The organism is Elusimicrobiota bacterium (assembly GCA_026388155.1).
In the GTDB taxonomy this organism is placed as follows: Bacteria; Elusimicrobiota; Elusimicrobia; order Elusimicrobiales; family UBA9959; genus UBA9634.
This window is the reverse complement of record JAPLKI010000025.1, coordinates 457,312-472,092: the sequence shown is the minus strand read 5'-3', so window position 1 is coordinate 472,092 and position 14,781 is coordinate 457,312. Positions and strand designations below refer to the sequence as shown.

The 14,781-nt window shown below is 51.6% G+C and carries 8 protein-coding genes; 4 read left to right on the top strand and 4 right to left on the bottom strand.

The genetic code is table 11. The features are described 5' to 3' along the window. Positions 1 to 14 precede the first annotated feature (14 nt). Together NTX59_14250 and NTX59_14245 are read right to left on the bottom strand one after the other, a co-directional pair. The gene (locus NTX59_14250; GenBank protein MCX5786840.1) at positions 15 to 746 is read right to left on the bottom strand and encodes a ComF family protein; all 732 of its coding nucleotides are present in this window, start codon (positions 744 to 746) and stop codon (positions 15 to 17) included. Between the two features lie 122 nt (positions 747 to 868). Next, positions 869 to 6,250: a hypothetical protein gene (locus NTX59_14245; GenBank protein ID MCX5786839.1), complete on the bottom strand. Its 5,382-nt coding sequence runs from the start codon at positions 6,248 to 6,250 to the stop codon at positions 869 to 871. 127 nt (positions 6,251 to 6,377) lie between these two features. On the opposite strand from NTX59_14245, the gene NTX59_14240 reads away from it, so the two are divergent. The 4 genes from NTX59_14240 (at position 6,378) to NTX59_14225 (ending at position 11,879) form a co-directional block, all read left to right on the top strand. After that, positions 6,378 to 7,490, top strand: a complete 1,113-nt coding sequence (locus NTX59_14240) for an LptF/LptG family permease (protein ID MCX5786838.1) — start codon at positions 6,378 to 6,380, stop codon at positions 7,488 to 7,490. Between the two features lie 77 nt (positions 7,491 to 7,567). Continuing rightward, the gene (locus NTX59_14235) at positions 7,568 to 8,656 is read left to right on the top strand and encodes an LptF/LptG family permease (GenBank protein MCX5786837.1); all 1,089 of its coding nucleotides are present in this window, start codon (positions 7,568 to 7,570) and stop codon (positions 8,654 to 8,656) included. 66 nt (positions 8,657 to 8,722) lie between these two features. Next, positions 8,723 to 10,267, top strand: a complete 1,545-nt coding sequence (locus tag NTX59_14230) for a hypothetical protein (protein MCX5786836.1) — start codon at positions 8,723 to 8,725, stop codon at positions 10,265 to 10,267. A 685-nt stretch (positions 10,268 to 10,952) separates the two neighbouring features. Next, on the top strand, positions 10,953 to 11,879 hold the full coding sequence (locus tag NTX59_14225) for a hypothetical protein (protein MCX5786835.1): 927 nt from the start codon (positions 10,953 to 10,955) through the stop codon (positions 11,877 to 11,879). A 37-nt stretch (positions 11,880 to 11,916) separates the two neighbouring features. On the opposite strand, the gene tkt is transcribed toward NTX59_14225, so the two are convergent. Both tkt and NTX59_14215 read right to left on the bottom strand, forming a co-directional pair. Continuing rightward, a complete protein-coding gene (gene tkt, locus NTX59_14220) occupies positions 11,917 to 13,881 on the bottom strand; it encodes a transketolase (GenBank protein MCX5786834.1) in 1,965 nt (654 codons plus the stop codon). A gap of 76 nt (positions 13,882 to 13,957) precedes the next feature. After that, complete coding sequence (locus tag NTX59_14215; protein ID MCX5786833.1) at positions 13,958 to 14,536, bottom strand: NUDIX hydrolase; 579 nt, start codon at positions 14,534 to 14,536, stop codon at positions 13,958 to 13,960. Between the last annotated feature and the right edge of the window lie 245 nt (positions 14,537 to 14,781).

The window sequence follows — 14,781 nt, the reverse complement described above, 5'->3', positions numbered from 1 at the left end:
CTCGCCCCTGCCCTTTACGGTTCCCTTGCCAGCGTTAGTGCCGCCACGCCTTTGGCGCCATTCTTTTTTAATTCGCGCGCCAATTCCTCCAAAGTTGAAAGTGTAGTGGCGACATCGTCTATCAGCAGTATCTTCCTTCCTTTGACCAGTTCCGGCCGGGTTATTTTAAACGCGCTTTTCATGTTGCTGGCCCTTTCTTCTTTTGAAAGTGAGACCTGCGGTTTTGTGTTAAGCGCGCGCGCGGCCGAATTTTTAAGCAGAAAAAGATGTTTTGCGGCGGCCAGTTTTTCGGCCAGCAGCTCCGACTGGTTGAACCCGCGTTCCTTTTTCTTGGCCGGGTGGAGCGGTACGGCCAAAACGAAGTTATAGTCCTTCAGTTCGGGGAAACGGTCCCATGCGCCGGCCATGGCTTCGGAAAGCGGGCCGCAGAGGCTTTCCATCCGGGAGTATTTGAAAGCGTGAATGAGAGAGCGCAGTTCCGCGTTGAAAACAAAGGCTGAGCGCGCCAGTTCAAGCGCCGCGGCCGCGCTTTTTTGCCCGCGGCAGTCATAACAGGTTTGGCCGCCCGATTTCAGCGGCAGGCCGCAGCGCGCGCAGTGCAGTTCAGGCAGCGGTTCAAGAGCGCCTTCGCAAACGGAGCAAAGCGATTTGTTGCTTTCCCAGGGCAGGTCTTTAAGGCAGTGGAGGCAGGTTTTAGGAAGCAGGACATGAAGAAAATATTTCCATATTGCAGGTAAAGCTTTCATAAATCGTTAAAAAATCGTTTGCTTTAGGCCGTAAGCCGTAGGCCATAGGCTTGAAGGAGCTCCCTAAAAGCTTATGGCTTACGGCGTAAAGCCTATGGCTAGACCAGCGCCAGGGCGCTGGTCTAGAACTGGAACGTCATCGTGGAGCCTGCCTGGTAGGAGAGATATTCCTCTTCCTTGAGATATTTGTGCCATAGCCGCTGCAGCCCCAGATTAAAGGTCATGCGCAGGTTCGTTGCCAGTTCATAATCGGCGCTTGAATTGAGCGAGAACAGCCTGTTATTATCGGCTATGGTAATTGGCGATGTTTTTATAGCGTAACTTAAAGTTGTAGTCCACACTATGCGGTTGGTAAGTACCATAGTGTCTTTGAAGAAAGGCAATTTCAGTCCTTTCGGTATCTGCAGATCGGTCTTAATAAGGAGACTGGGAGTCAGTGTTACGGTGTTCTGGTTCACCACTCCGAGCGCGCCCTTTGCCACATCCGAGACATAGTCCACCTTCGGAGTAAACCGGAATTTTTTGTAATCCAAAGTGCCTTGCAGGGTGGCGTCGTTGTGCACTGAGCTTTGCACCAGCTTGCCGGCGTGCAGATCCTTCGTGTCCGCTGTGCGCAGGTTATAGCTCAATGCCGTGTCCATATAATTCAGCAGTTTAAAACGCATGTCCATGCCATAGGTATCCGCGTCGGCCAGACTTATATTAACGGACTCGTTCTTGTTGTGGGAGTATTTAAGATTTATAGTGGCGTTCTGCGCCCATTTTCGCGCGCGGAGAAGCGCTTCCAGCTGCGACAGCGAAACTATAAGATCCGGGAAAGTGCGGGTGACGCTTTTTGAAATCGTGCCGGTAACCTCGGAACGCTGAACCGAGTTGGTAAAGTTGTTGGTCAACGACATGGTGTTCAGCGCGGAGGCCGCCCCCTTGAAAGCGAATCCCTCAAAGGGCTGCCAGCGCTGGGTGGAATTTACCGTGTCGCGCAGAGTTATTGAATTGCGCTGGGCGAACGGGTTTTGGGGGCGCAGCGCCGAACGCAGCCAGAGCTTTGAGCTGGTGTCGTACTCTTTTTCCACATTCTGCCAGGAATCGCCGTCCTGTATCTGGTAATTTGAAGACAGCACCATGGAGCGCAGGAGCTTGTTTGACGGCACGAGGTCGTTGGCGTTAAGCGTCAGGCTCACTCCGCCCTGGGCGTTGCGGGTCACTGTTTTTATGTCGCCGGCGTTAAACGGTTTCGAGGACACACCCAAAGCGCTGACCATCGTTAAAGTGGAGACAGTAAGGTTGTTGTTTTCCATGGTTGTGACGGAATAATTAACCGATGGATTGAACCACTTGACTATCTGAAAATTTGAATTAAAGTCCACGGTCTGCTGCCGGGATTTGGGATAGTTCTCTTCGGTCCCGGGTAATGAAAGCGTGGTGCGTTTCTCTTTCACCTGCTGCAGGGTGTAGCCCGGGTTTAAGGATGAGCCGTTCCAGGGTACGAAGGCTAGCTTCGCGCCGTAGTTGTTGGTTATTTCATCCGTGCCGAACAGCCCCGCGGTATTGATCAGCTTGGAGGCGTCGTAATTTACCTGGCTGCGGCCAAAAGAATAATTCAAATCCAGCGATTTGGGCAGGGGGAAGAATCTCACGGGCACCGGGTAAGAGAGGCTCGCGGTGTACAGGTCCCTGTCGTCGCGCCGGCTCAGCAGGCTGTAATCCGTTATGTTTTTTGAATAATTCAGGCCGAGTTTCGGCAGAGCCGGAATATTTAAAGTGCCCGCGGCCGTACCGTTAAGGGCCTTTACTTTGCCCTGTTGGAGCGAGTTTACCAGGTTGTTTGAACCCGTGGCTAACGTGTTCGGCGTCACTGTGAGCTGTTGGCCGGCGGTGAAATTCATGGGGAAGAAGGAAAACCGCGTGAAATTAAGGTAGCCTGTATCCTGCTCATTGTCCTGGTTTGTGATGGCCGATACAGGCGTTTGGAAACCGCGGTCCACATAGCGGTATTTGCCGCCAAAACTCATCCAGCCCGGCACTTCAAAGTTTCCCTCCACCTTCCGGGCATTGCCGGTGCGCGTAATGGATTTGGCCAGGTGTATTTCGTCTATGTAAACCGTGCCACTGTGGGAGGACCCGTCCGCGGTTTTTATGCCAAGCACGATCTGGGACACCTGCTGCAGGCTTGGGGTGCCTTTTGAAGAAACTGTTATATTGTAATTAGAGCCGTCCCAGACGTCAGGAACATTGTCGCCGGTCAGATCCACCTGGTCCAGGGTAATAAGGCGCCAGCCGGTGTGCGAGGTGTCGAGCGGCACTTCGGCCCTGAAGTAGTTGTTTTCGTCTCCCAGCTGCAGATAAAAACTGGCGCCATTGTCCAGCGCCTGAGGCTTGAGGAGTAAGCGGAATTGTTTGTGCTGTGAAATATCTATGGGGCGGGTGAATTTTCTGTAAACATAGGCCGTGGAGGTGGAAGCGATATCAGAGTAAGTGATTGAGAGCGCCTGCTCCACCAGATTTTTCGAATTATTCGCGTTTTGCTGGTCTGAAACCGAGCCGTAGAGTTCGTTGAATACGGTCGTTGCGTCCCCGCCGGCCGAATAAATAGGAATATAGCCGGGGTTGTCAATATTGTTCACCGCGAGCGTCTGCAGCGACCCCACGGTGGCGCTTGGCTGGACCGTCCAGGTATTTCCCACGGCCGCCAGACGCGCTATTTTTATAACGCCCCTGGTCGCTCCCCCCGGAGTCTGCGTCAGGCTGAGCCGCACCTGCTTTATGTCGCTCCATTTATAACTGTCGGTCGATGCTATGGGCATAGGCGCCTGCAGCGTGCGCCAGCCGGAGAAATTCACCTTGTTTTTAGAGAGCAGATCCGTGGTGTCCCTGAAAAGCGAGGCGCTTACATAACCGAAATCTCCGCCGGTGAAGTCCTGCGCGTCCAGGCGGCCGTTCTTGTTTAAGTCTTCCGAGTCCAGGCGGCCGTTGTTCCCGCCGTAGCGCGCCTGCGCCCGGCCGGGCGGAGCGTAGAGCCAGCCGATGTCCTCCGCCGAAGACACCTGCCCGTCGCAGTTTAAGTCTTCGCTTTTTGGGGAATCTGAAGGAAGCGTCAGGCCGCTCGCGCAGGTGAGAGTATGCCCGATTCCGCCTGTTCCGTCGGCGTCCTCATTTATCTGGCCGAAGTGAATGTTCAATTCCGGCCCCTGGTTTCCGGCGGAATCGGAATTCTCTCCATACAGCACAAGTTCAAGCGAGGTTTTTTGCGAGAAATCCAGCCCCGTGGCTGACAGCGGATAAACGATGGAGACTTCCGAGGACACATTAAAATCGTAATGGACGGTCAACACCTGCTGTGTGCCGTCGGATGTGGCTTGCGAATTGATGTCGCGGGCTTTCACATCCTCGCTGTTCCAATCTGGCTTGAGCGCGTTCGGATCGGCCGGCCCGAGCATGGGGTTTGCGGCTATAAACCAGTAGTTTTTGTCAAATGAGGGGGAGTCTTCCTGTTTTACACCCTCCATGTTGTCTATCAGGGCGTAATCGTTTAAATTGGGGTTTGTTTTTGACTGCGCCAACTCGCCCGACAGGTTCATTTTCAAGCCGAGGATGTTCAGGTCTTTTAACTGCGCGTCGCCTTCATAAACCGTCATGCTGTTGGTGAGATCGGCCACATTGGGCACTGAAGCGGATTTTATGCCGCCCTGATAAAGCAAGGTTGAGCCAAGCGAAAGGTGTCTGCTGAGATCATAGGAAATCCGTCCGCCTGCCAGCGACTGGTTACCCAGGCCGCCGAAAGGCGCAACCTCGTAAGTCAGATCTATCTTTGAGTTCTGTGTTATCCTGTCCGGGTAGTAGAAAGTGATAAAGCCGGAATCATAGTCGATGAAGTAATCCTGATTCCGGGTAAGTTTAACTCCGTCCACCAGCACGGATTCCGACTGTAAAACAATGCTCGGCTCAAGCAGGAAAGTTTTGAAGCGATAATAGTATTCCACCCGTATCAGCCGTTTTGAAGAAGGCGAGTCCGAATATATCTGTTTGTCGGGGGCGGGATCTGCGGCGGATGTTCCAAAAGGATGTTTAAGGGTTATTATGCCCTGGTCAAAGTCCACGTCCATGTCATCCGGATAGGTCTGAGTCGGGTTCAGGGAAGTTCCCACATCGTTGCGGTTCTGGTCTTTAACCTTTAGGGTAAAATTTCCTCTTCCGTCGTCGTGCACAATGTTCGTCTGGCCTATGGAATAATAAGTTTTCAATTCACGCTTGTCTCCGGCTTGTGAAATATATATATCACTCGGGTTTTTTATCAGCTTGTAGAGTCCGTTTACTACAGAAGTGTCGGCGAGGCTTGAGGTGGAATTTTGCACCAGGCTGCTTCCATTGGCGTTTATGTAGTCGATAATAACCACGTCCTGCGAGTTCAGTGTCCGGTTGAAAGTCACTATGCCCTTTACATAATCCATAACATAGTCTATGCCCGGGTTCAGAAGCTGGAAACGCCCCGTGTAAGAGGACGCGGGCACATCCAGATCGTTCGCGGTTTTATCGAAAACGGTTATGTTGTCCACGGGCGTCTGGTTCTGCTGGTCGATATAAATTTTTTCCGACCCCGCCTTTATGGGCAGGCGGCCAAGCGCGGCGTTGCCGGCCGAATCCCTGAAAGCCACATCATAATACTTGCGGCGCAGATAATTGGTATCAAGCAGGTCCACGCCCTGAAACTGGGTGTTGCCCGTAAACTGCTTGGTTTTGGTCAGACCCTTGGTGCGCGAGCCTACGAAGGTCATTTTGAAATGGTTGGTTTGTAAGTCCGCTCTTATGCCGAACAGCTGTTTATTGTAAGAAACAAATTCCGTGGCCGGCAGTGAAAGGTCTATGTCGCCGAAGGAAACATTCTGCACCACCTCATTGGGTTCGCCCTGGTAAACCACCGAAATATCCTGCTTGTCCTGCTTGGTGTCGTCGTAGTCCACATTCACGCTTATTTTTTGGCCCACCTTGCCCTGCATCCTCACCTGCATCTGCTGGGTGATTTCAAAAAGGCTTAACGATCTGGGCCTGGTAACTGTTTTCTGGTCGTTAATAAATCTCTTTCCGCTGTAATTAAGCGAGATCACCTTTCTGCCCGTGACGGAAAGCGAGGTCCCGGAGTCTTTAAATTCCACCTCGGGGGGAGGGGCGCTGGGAGCGGAGGTGGAAAGGGAAAAATCGGTTTCCGGGATATAGTTTTGCCTTGCCCCCCCGGTCTCTATATCCTCACGCACCCGGTTCCAGTCGCCTTGCGAGTAGTCTGAAAGGGGAAGATCGTTTTCCATGTTTTCAAGGGCGGAGCCCTGCACCGGCGCGGTGTCGGCCTGCATAGTGTTCAGGATGGTTTGGGGGTCAGGGCGCTCAAGCAGCAAAAAACGCCCCCCGGCGCCTGTGGCGGATGCCGGGGCCAGGAAATTGTCTTCAGCCCGGGCCGGTGAAAACCCCTGAAGCAGGCAGAAGGAAATCAGAACTGCGGATAATGGTTTCACTGTTTTTGCTTTCCACGCGCGGGTCCGGTTTATAATATAATATAGCCGGCGCCTTTGGCGCCTGGTCAAAAAAATAACCTCCCGCCGACGGAGGCGGACTTTAATAGATATATAATAGAATAAATAAATGCGAATTCCCATAGCCCAGCGTTATATCCTGCGAAGCTTCGCCAAATTCTTTGCGCTTTCGCTTTTTATTTTTACCGCGCTTTTTGTGATGCTCAATTTTGTGCAAATCGTGAACCAGGGGGTCCTGGGCGGTTTTTCCCTGTATTTTCTCGCAAAAAGCATGGCCTATCTGCTGCCGAATATAGTCTCGATGTCGCTGCCGCTGGCTTTCCTGCTCGGCCTGCTTTTGAGCCTGGCCCAAATGTCGCAGGAGGGGGAAATAGTGGCGCTCCGCGCGGGAGGTTTTTCGTTCTCGGATATACTTTCCCGGATATTTTCCCTGGCCGTTCTATGTTCCCTTCTGCTTCTGGCCGTAAACAACTGGCTGGGTCCTGAAGGCTTTAAAAAATCGAACGACTATACCTTTTACATGCTCAACCGGGTGACTAAAATAGAACTGAAACCGCGCACTTTTCAGAAAGTTTCCGACTGGGTCATTTACGCGAGGGAAGTGAATAATATCACCGGAAAACTGCGTTATGTGCAGTTGATAAAGCGCCTGAATAAAGGGGAAACGCCCGTTTATGTGAATAAAATAAACTCGGCCGAAGGCCGCTACGAAATGGTGCAGGAAAAAGGCATGGAGATAACGCTCGCAAAGGGACAGTTTACACAGACCGACTGCAAAAACGACGAAAAACTCATCTACGGGGAATTTTCGGCATATAAGACGCTTATTCCTTTTATTTCCGGGAATGTAGACCAGCGCGCCTTAAGCCCTATGGAGTATTCAAGTCCCGATCTTTTGGGCAGGCTTAAGGCCGGAGTAATTAACGCTGAAAACGCGGTCCGCTACCGCGTTGAGATAGTTTCGCGCCTTACTTTCGCCCTTACGCCCATCGTGTTTTTTCTCATAGGCGCCCCGCTTGGAGTGGTGCTTGACAAAAAAGGCCGTTCCGCCGGGTTTTCACTCAGCCTGCTTATAATCTTTTTTTACTACGGCCTTACGCTTACCGGAGTGGTGCTGGCCAAAAAATACAGTTTTTTGTTTCCGTGGGCGGTTTTTACGCCTGCCGTTTTTGCGGCGGCGGCAGGTATCTGGCTCTGGAGAAAACGCCTGTATGCGAGATAAAAGGTCGGAAGTCAGACGCGGCAATTCACTGTTATTCGCTGTTAACTATTCGCTATTTGCTGTTCGCTTTCCAAACCATGAATAAGACATTCCTTCGTTATATAGCGCGAAGTTTCTGGGAGCCTTTCATTTTGGGCCTGGGTGTCTTTACGGCCTTGCTTTTGTTCGGCAGCTTTTTTGATAAGCTCAATTCTTTCATGAAAGCCAGTTCCGGAATCGGATTGCTTGGCAGGTATCTGCTTTATCAGTTTCCGTATTTCCTTGTAAAAATGACGCCAATGGCCACGCTGCTTGGCGTTCTGTTCGCTTTGGGCGGAATGCTCTCGCGAGGTGAATGGAAAGCGGGCATGGCCGGCGGCTGGCGCCCCTTTGAAATGCTTAAGCCGCTTCTGCTCTGCTCGGTAATGACCGCCGCCTTCCAGCTGGTTCTGCAGGAGGCCGTAGCTCCCCAATTTTATATGCGTTCGAAATTTCTTTTTGAAGGCAAGCTGCGCGGAAAGGAAAACTGGCAGGAATTGGCTAAAAAAGATGTCGTTTTTTCCGCCGGGGAGGAGGTTTTTGTAACCGCCCATGTTTTTGACGGCAGGAAAAACTCCATGGAGCGGGTGCAGGCTAATATTTACCGCGATGGCAGGCTTTTTGTCGAGATAAACGCCCGAAAGGCTTTGTGGCAGGCGGCGGAGCGCCGCTGGCTTTTTGAGGACGGAGTGCTTATAAACTACGACGCGAGTCTCAAACCGTCCAGTTCCAGATTCAGCGCTTACCAGTCCGGTATTTCCGTGCCGCCCGACAGCCTGGTGCTTGAACTGCTGGTGCCGGAGGGCGTTTCAATCGCGGATCTTCTGAGGCGGGTGAAACGTCTTAGCGCTGTGGGTTCGCCCGTGGTAAGCGAGCTTACTCTTATTTACTGCAAGCTGGCCGCTCCGCTTGCGAACCTTATAATGGCGCTTATCGGCGCCATGATGGTGCTTCTCATTAAGGGCGGAAGCCGCATTTTAAACTTCGGCCTGGCCGTGGTGGTGGGCTTTATATTCTGGGCGGGGATGATAATGGGGCAGTCTTTGGGCAACGCCGAGTTTTTCCCTCCGCTGGTGGCCGGATTCGGGCCGCTGGCGCTTTTTGCCCTCTTTTCTCTTTTCGGCCTGAAAAAAGCCAGGGTGTTCTAAGAAAGGCTGAGGGGTGAGGGGTGAGAAATCAGAAAAAAGGATGCAGTAGCGGGGGGATTATCATCAATGACCAGAGTGACTATTATAAAAATAGTTGGTTTCGCTCTGCTTCTTACCGTGGCAGTTTTTATCCATTATAAAATGTATTACACCGGGCGGCAAATAGAACCACGCAAGGAGGCGGTGTCTGCAAGTTACGGACAAATGATATCGGGTTTAGGTATGGGCGTAGCCACGAAAGGGATAATGGCCGGACCGGCGCCGGCGGCTCAGGAAACCTTTGAACTTACGGAAAAAGACACCCCGCTGGAATTGATCTCCACCCTGATAAACGCTCCCTTCAATCAGGAGCCCGGCGAAATAAATCCGGACAATAACTGGAAGGTCGTGCTCTCCCAACCGGAGTACGCTGTTTCCCTTCCCTATTCAAAATGTTTTAGACGGAAAGGCCCGGGAATGGAAATAGATTTGTTTTCCTATGCAGTGCCCTCCTTGACCGACGCCAAAGAACTTATAATGGCTGGCGAACTGAAGATTTTCAAGGAGATTGAACAAAAGGCCGCGCTTGACTTGCTTAAAAGCAGCGGCTTTGAGACGAAGCCTGCGGACTATGGTTTCAGCCCCGGGTTAGTTAATTGGACCGATGTAATAAAACTGGAAAAAGGCAAACTGTCGGGGCTTATGTATTACGAGCAGCACGGCGTGATTCGCAGTCTTAAGATCAGGCTTGAGCATAAAGACAGAGATGGATACTTAGATCAGGGACCAACCGCAAAACATTTTTTCGATCTCTCCGGAACGACTGCAAAACTGATCGCGGACGTGGAACAGCGGGGGGCGGCAAAAATAATAGGCGCGGACTGGGAAGAAATCAAAAAAATGCTGACAAGCGGTGTAAACCTCAATACAACCGTCTCGGTTGACAAACTGCTGGCCGCCAAGAATTCTATTGAGGCCAATATGCCCGAGGGCGAAAACGGGGCGCTTTTTCTGGTCTTGAAGAAATATCTTGTAGATGGGATGTTTCCCCGGATAACCCAGGATTTGCATCACCAGATTATTGCTGGCGGAGTGAATCCACTGGCTTTGCCTGAACTTGCACTACTCAAAGAAAATAATATCCCTTACGAACTTCAATATTTGGGGGACAGTTACGCCCCTGTAAAAAACTCGCTTTTTAACGTTTACGGGAAATACTCGGATTCTTACTGGGGGCAATACTCTTTTTTAAAGGAAATGGAAAGGGGTTTTAGCGACAGCACCTGCGGACTGGATTCCCTGATGGTGATAAAAGAAGGAGAGCAGTTTCTGTCAGGTCATGCGGGTTCGCCTTTCCTGACACGTATTTTATTCCTGCTGGGCAAAGCAAATGAGAGTGCTTATTCCGTGGGGCTATCTCTGGATACGTACGATTGTATTGACAAAACCGATGGTGAAGCATTAATAAAAGACAGTGAAAAACACAGGCTTGATGCGATAAAGTATTACACGGAAGTGCTGGGCAGGCCGGACGGGAAGGAATATCAGGAGCATCTGCTTCATATCCTTCCTAAATTAAGAACCAAAGGAAATACCTACTGCTCTTTTTACTCCGGCTGCGGTCCGATGTAAGCCGGATAACTTTATGTGCTCAATCCGCGTGCAAATGTCCCTGGTTGCTGTTTTTTTATCCATTCTTCTGTCCGACCCCGCTGCCGCCAAGGACATAGTTGAGTCTATGGATATTTCCACGACAAACCTTTATGGTATTCCCGCTGCCTTAAAAAAGGAGAACCCGAAGCTGGAAGGCGTCGCCATCATAGCGAGCCATCCGATCTCGGCGCATCGTTCAGCAATATTAGTCGGCACCGGCAGCTTCCCCTGGATTAGTGAAACTTTTAGGCTCTTCCTTGTAAACCCGTCTTCCGGCACACTCGTAAAAAGTATCACTACGTTTGACTCTGTTTCGCCAGGCAACACTATTCCTGACATAAAAGCGGCCGGGCCGGATTATATCACCGTGGTACAGGAAGATGCAGACTATGGCGGCGAACTTGCCCGCACCAAATATTTCTTCAATGAGCTTTCCTCAGCCCCTGTTAAGTCCGTCTCCTACAAGCCTGTCAGCATAAACATCAGCACCAGGTTCGGTGACAGTCTTTACCTGTCCGGCTTGTCCGGTAATGAGGGGGTTATAATCCGGCTGGGATTAAAAAACGGGAATCCGGACCCCGGGAATTGGGAAAGGATCACCAGTATAGGCGGAGAAAAACTTTCCCGTATCACCCTGGCGAAAGTTGAGGACGGCGGCCTGCGGATGTATACGCACACGGAAACCTATGCCTTTGACGGGAAGGTTTGGACTAAAGTCAGCGGCCCCGATTCGCGATATTTCCGCCCGGCGAAAGACCCCTGTTCGCTTTTCCCAACTGAAGCACTTATGAGAAATAATGGGTTCTTATATGAGAAGTGCGACAAAGAACGCCACGTTCAGGGAGATGCGGCAACAGTTGGCTACGAAGGCCCATGCGAAACGGATAATCCTGGGGAACACTTCTGGTTGTGGGATTCATACGCAGGCGCTCTTGAGCGCTATGCCGTTGCGGAACATGTAGTAAATAGCTCCAGAGTTCCACTGCGCAGGTTCTTTGTATGGAATTCTGAGATGCCATCTACAGCCCATGTAACCGGCATTTATGAAATCAGAGGCAAAACTTGTAAATTTTATCCAATGCCGGTGCCGACTAATGACATACTCACGCGTTTCCGTCCGAAAAAGGCCGCCGAGGGTTGCGGCCTGAATGACAAAATAGGGCCTTTTCAAAAACTGGACGACCGCATCTGGTTCTGCAAGAATTTTTATGGCGGAGAAGGGGAATGCGGCGTCGGCGCCGCCGGATATTTTGACTTAAAAGAAAAAGTTTTCGACATCATATATTCTTCACAAACGGCTAAATGGTCATGTTCCGCCATTCTGGCCGAAAAAGAAACGGTTTGGATGGGATTGGAACATATCGGTGAAGGATATACTTATTCCGGAGGTTTGGCGGCTTTGGATATTGTAAGCAACAATATCACTACTTATGAATTGCCTGTCGGTATTAGTGTTATCCAAAGAGCCGGGGATTCCTTAATTATAGGCGCTGGTGATGGAATTTATATACTAAGCGCGGCCGGAAAAATATCATTCTTAGGGCCGGAAATCGACAAAAATGGTAAATATCAGCTCAACCTGGTGGAATAAAAGCGTTGCGAAAACCCCTAATTTGTAGCGTAAAACATCAAATCTTCAACATTTTTTCCGCTTCACGCGCTATGTTCTCTGGCGTCAGGCCGAAGGCGTTGTAGATCTTTTCGGCGGGGGCGGATTTGCCGAAGGTTTCAATCCCCATCGCTCCGGCGCCGGCGGCTAGGTCTTTCCAACCCTGAGTTCTTCCCGCTTCCACGGCAAGTTTTGGCACTCCGGGCTTCAGCACGGAATTTTTGTAGGACTCGTCCTGCGCGTTAAAAATCTCCGCCGAAGGCATAGACACCACTTTTGCCGCAATGCCGCGCGTGCTCAGTATTTTTGCCGCTTCAAGTATCAGGCTGACCTCGGAACCCGTGGAAATAAGTTCCACGGCGGGGGACGGCCCTCCGTCCTCAAGCGCGTAGGCTCCGCGTTTTACGCCCGCTTTTATTCTGTCGGCGTACGCGGACAGAACGGGCAGCTTCTGCCTTGAAAGCGCCAGGCATACCGGTTTGTTCAGCCGGAGCGCCGTTTCCCAGGCGTAAAAAGTCTCGTAGGCGTCCGCGGGCCGCAGCACTGTCAGGCCGGGTATCAGGCGCAGGCTCATTAAGTGCTCCACCGGCTGGTGGGTGGGACCGTCTTCTCCCAAGCCGATACTGTCGTGGGTGAAAACAAAAATGGAAGGAATGCCCATAAGCGCGGCCAGGCGTATGGCGGGGCGCATATAATCCGAGAATACCAGGAAGGTGGAGCCGAAGGCCCTCAGCCCGCCGTGCAAAACCAGGCCGTTTACTATGGCGCCCATGGCGTGTTCCCTGATGCCGAAATGCAGAGTGCGCTCCGGTTCAGCCGTAAAATCCGTTTTTGTGGATGGGGCAAGGTCCGCCGAGCCGCCTATAAAATTAGGCAGCTTTGCCGCCAGCAGGTTTATCGCTTTATGCGAGGCCTCCCTTGTGGCCGTAGGCTTGTCAAAACCCGCGCTTTCAGGCGAAAGCAGGTCTTCGGGCAAGCCGCCGTCCAAAAAAGTTTTTAGCAGAGCGGCCTTTTGCGGGCAGGCTGACTGATGGGCCTCCGCCAGCTTAAGCCATTTATTCCGGGCCCTGTTTCCTTTGGCCGCCAGCGCTTTAAAATGCTTTTCCACTTCCGGCGGCGCGGTAAAAGGGGGTATTTGCGGCCAGCCCAGGCTTTTCTTTGTCAGCAGTACCTCATCTTTTTTAAGCGGCTCGCCGTGCACGGCGCTGGTGTCCTGTTTCGGGCTTGCGAAACCTATATGCGTTTTTGCGATGATCAGCGAAGGCTTTTGTGTTTCCCTTTTCGCTTTCCTTATGGCTTTGTCAATAAGTTCCAGATCGTTTCCGTCCGCAACTTCCAGCGTCTGCCAGCCTTGCGACTGGAATCTTTTTTTTATGTCCTCCGTGAACGCAAGCGAGGTGGAGCCCTCTATGGTTATTGAATTTGAGTCGTAAAGGCAGATAAGCTTGCCAAGCCTCAGGTGCCCTGCAAGTGAGGCGGCTTCATAGGAAATGCCTTCCATCAAATCCCCGTCGCCCACGAGCGCGTAGGTGTAATGGTCAATAATTTTATTTTCCGCTTCGTTAAGGAGCTCCGAAAGTTTTTTTTCAGCCAGCGCCATGCCCACGGCATTGGCAAATCCCTGGCCCAGCGGCCCTGTCGTGGTTTCAACGCCCGCGGTATGTCCGCGCTCCGGGTGGCCGGGCGTGAGGCTGTCAAGCTGCCGGAAATTGCGCAGATCCTCAATTGTGAGACCCGTGCCGTAAAAATACAGAAGCGAGTATAAAAGCGCCGAGCCATGCCCGGCGGAAAGCACAAAACGGTCCCTGTCGAACCAATCCGTATCTTTTGGCGCGTATTTCAGGTGGCCGGCCCAAACAGCGTAGGCAAGCGGAGCCGCGCCCAAAGGCAGGCCCGGGTGGCCGGAATTGGCCTTTTCGATCATATCAATAGAAAAAACCCGAAGAGCATTAACACAAAGCCGGTCTGTTTCAGTAAATTTCATTGTAAACACTCCTATCAGTGATATTTATAGCGCATAGGGCTAGGGTAGAGTTTATAAGGAACTCTTTCCCTAACCCCTATCCCCTAATCCCTCTCCCCTGACGTTCATACGCCTGCAGGGCTATGATGGTTTTTGAGTCTTTTATTTCGCCGCGTTCCAGCATGGCCCAGGCTTTTTTAAAGCTGAGTATTTCCACTTTCAAAAATTCGTCCTCGTCGGGGCTAGCCTGTCCGTGCCTTATGCCGAAGGCCAGATAAATTCGCAGCAATTCGTCCGAAAACGCGGGGGTCGGCCAGAAATCCAGCAGTGGTTCGATGGTTTTCGCGGTGCAGCCGGTTTCTTCTTTAAGCTCCGCTTTGACCCGCTTAAGCGGGGAATCTTTAAGGGAATGCATTTTGCCAGCGGGTATTTCAAGAGTCACGCGGCCGACCGGGTAGCGGTATTGCCGCACAAAGATCAGCCGGCCGTCGTCAAGCACCGGCAGCACGGCCACCGCGCCCGGATGCTCTAAAAACTCGCGCGTGCCCTTCCTTCCGTTCGGCAGGAGCACTTCGTCCGCCCGCAGGGCCACGGCGTTGCCGCGGTAAGCGTAAACTTTCCTGAATTTTTTTTCAATAAGACTTGTGTCGTTTTCTGACAGACATTTCGGCGGCATGATCAAATTATATAAATTAAAAGGGTAGACACGAGTTAAGGCTATAAGTCACAAGTCACAGGTCACAAGTAAGGGAAAAGAGAAAGTTGTATAAAGTCCTTATAACTTACCGCTCAATCTTCTCTCCCTGAAACTTCAACCCTTCAGTGTTCTTTCTTGCTTGTGTCATGTGACAAGCCTATGGCAGTGCCGTATCAGGGCTTATAGCCAACAAACGGCCTTGAGACCTGTGGCAGCAAAAGGAG

What these genes read in the sequence shown, in the direction of transcription:
- NTX59_14250 (MCX5786840.1), bottom strand. Translation starts at nt 746, where the DNA reads ATGAAAGCTTTACCTGCAATATGGAAATATTTTCTTCATGTCCTGCTT.
- NTX59_14240 (MCX5786838.1), top strand. Translation starts at nt 6,378, where the DNA reads ATGCGAATTCCCATAGCCCAGCGTTATATCCTGCGAAGCTTCGCCAAA.
- NTX59_14235 (MCX5786837.1), top strand. Translation starts at nt 7,568, where the DNA reads ATGAATAAGACATTCCTTCGTTATATAGCGCGAAGTTTCTGGGAGCCT.
- NTX59_14230 (MCX5786836.1), top strand. Translation starts at nt 8,723, where the DNA reads ATGACCAGAGTGACTATTATAAAAATAGTTGGTTTCGCTCTGCTTCTT.
- NTX59_14225 (MCX5786835.1), top strand. Translation starts at nt 10,953, where the DNA reads ATGTATACGCACACGGAAACCTATGCCTTTGACGGGAAGGTTTGGACT.
- tkt (MCX5786834.1), bottom strand. Translation starts at nt 13,881, where the DNA reads ATGAAATTTACTGAAACAGACCGGCTTTGTGTTAATGCTCTTCGGGTT.
- NTX59_14215 (MCX5786833.1), bottom strand. Translation starts at nt 14,536, where the DNA reads ATGCCGCCGAAATGTCTGTCAGAAAACGACACAAGTCTTATTGAAAAA.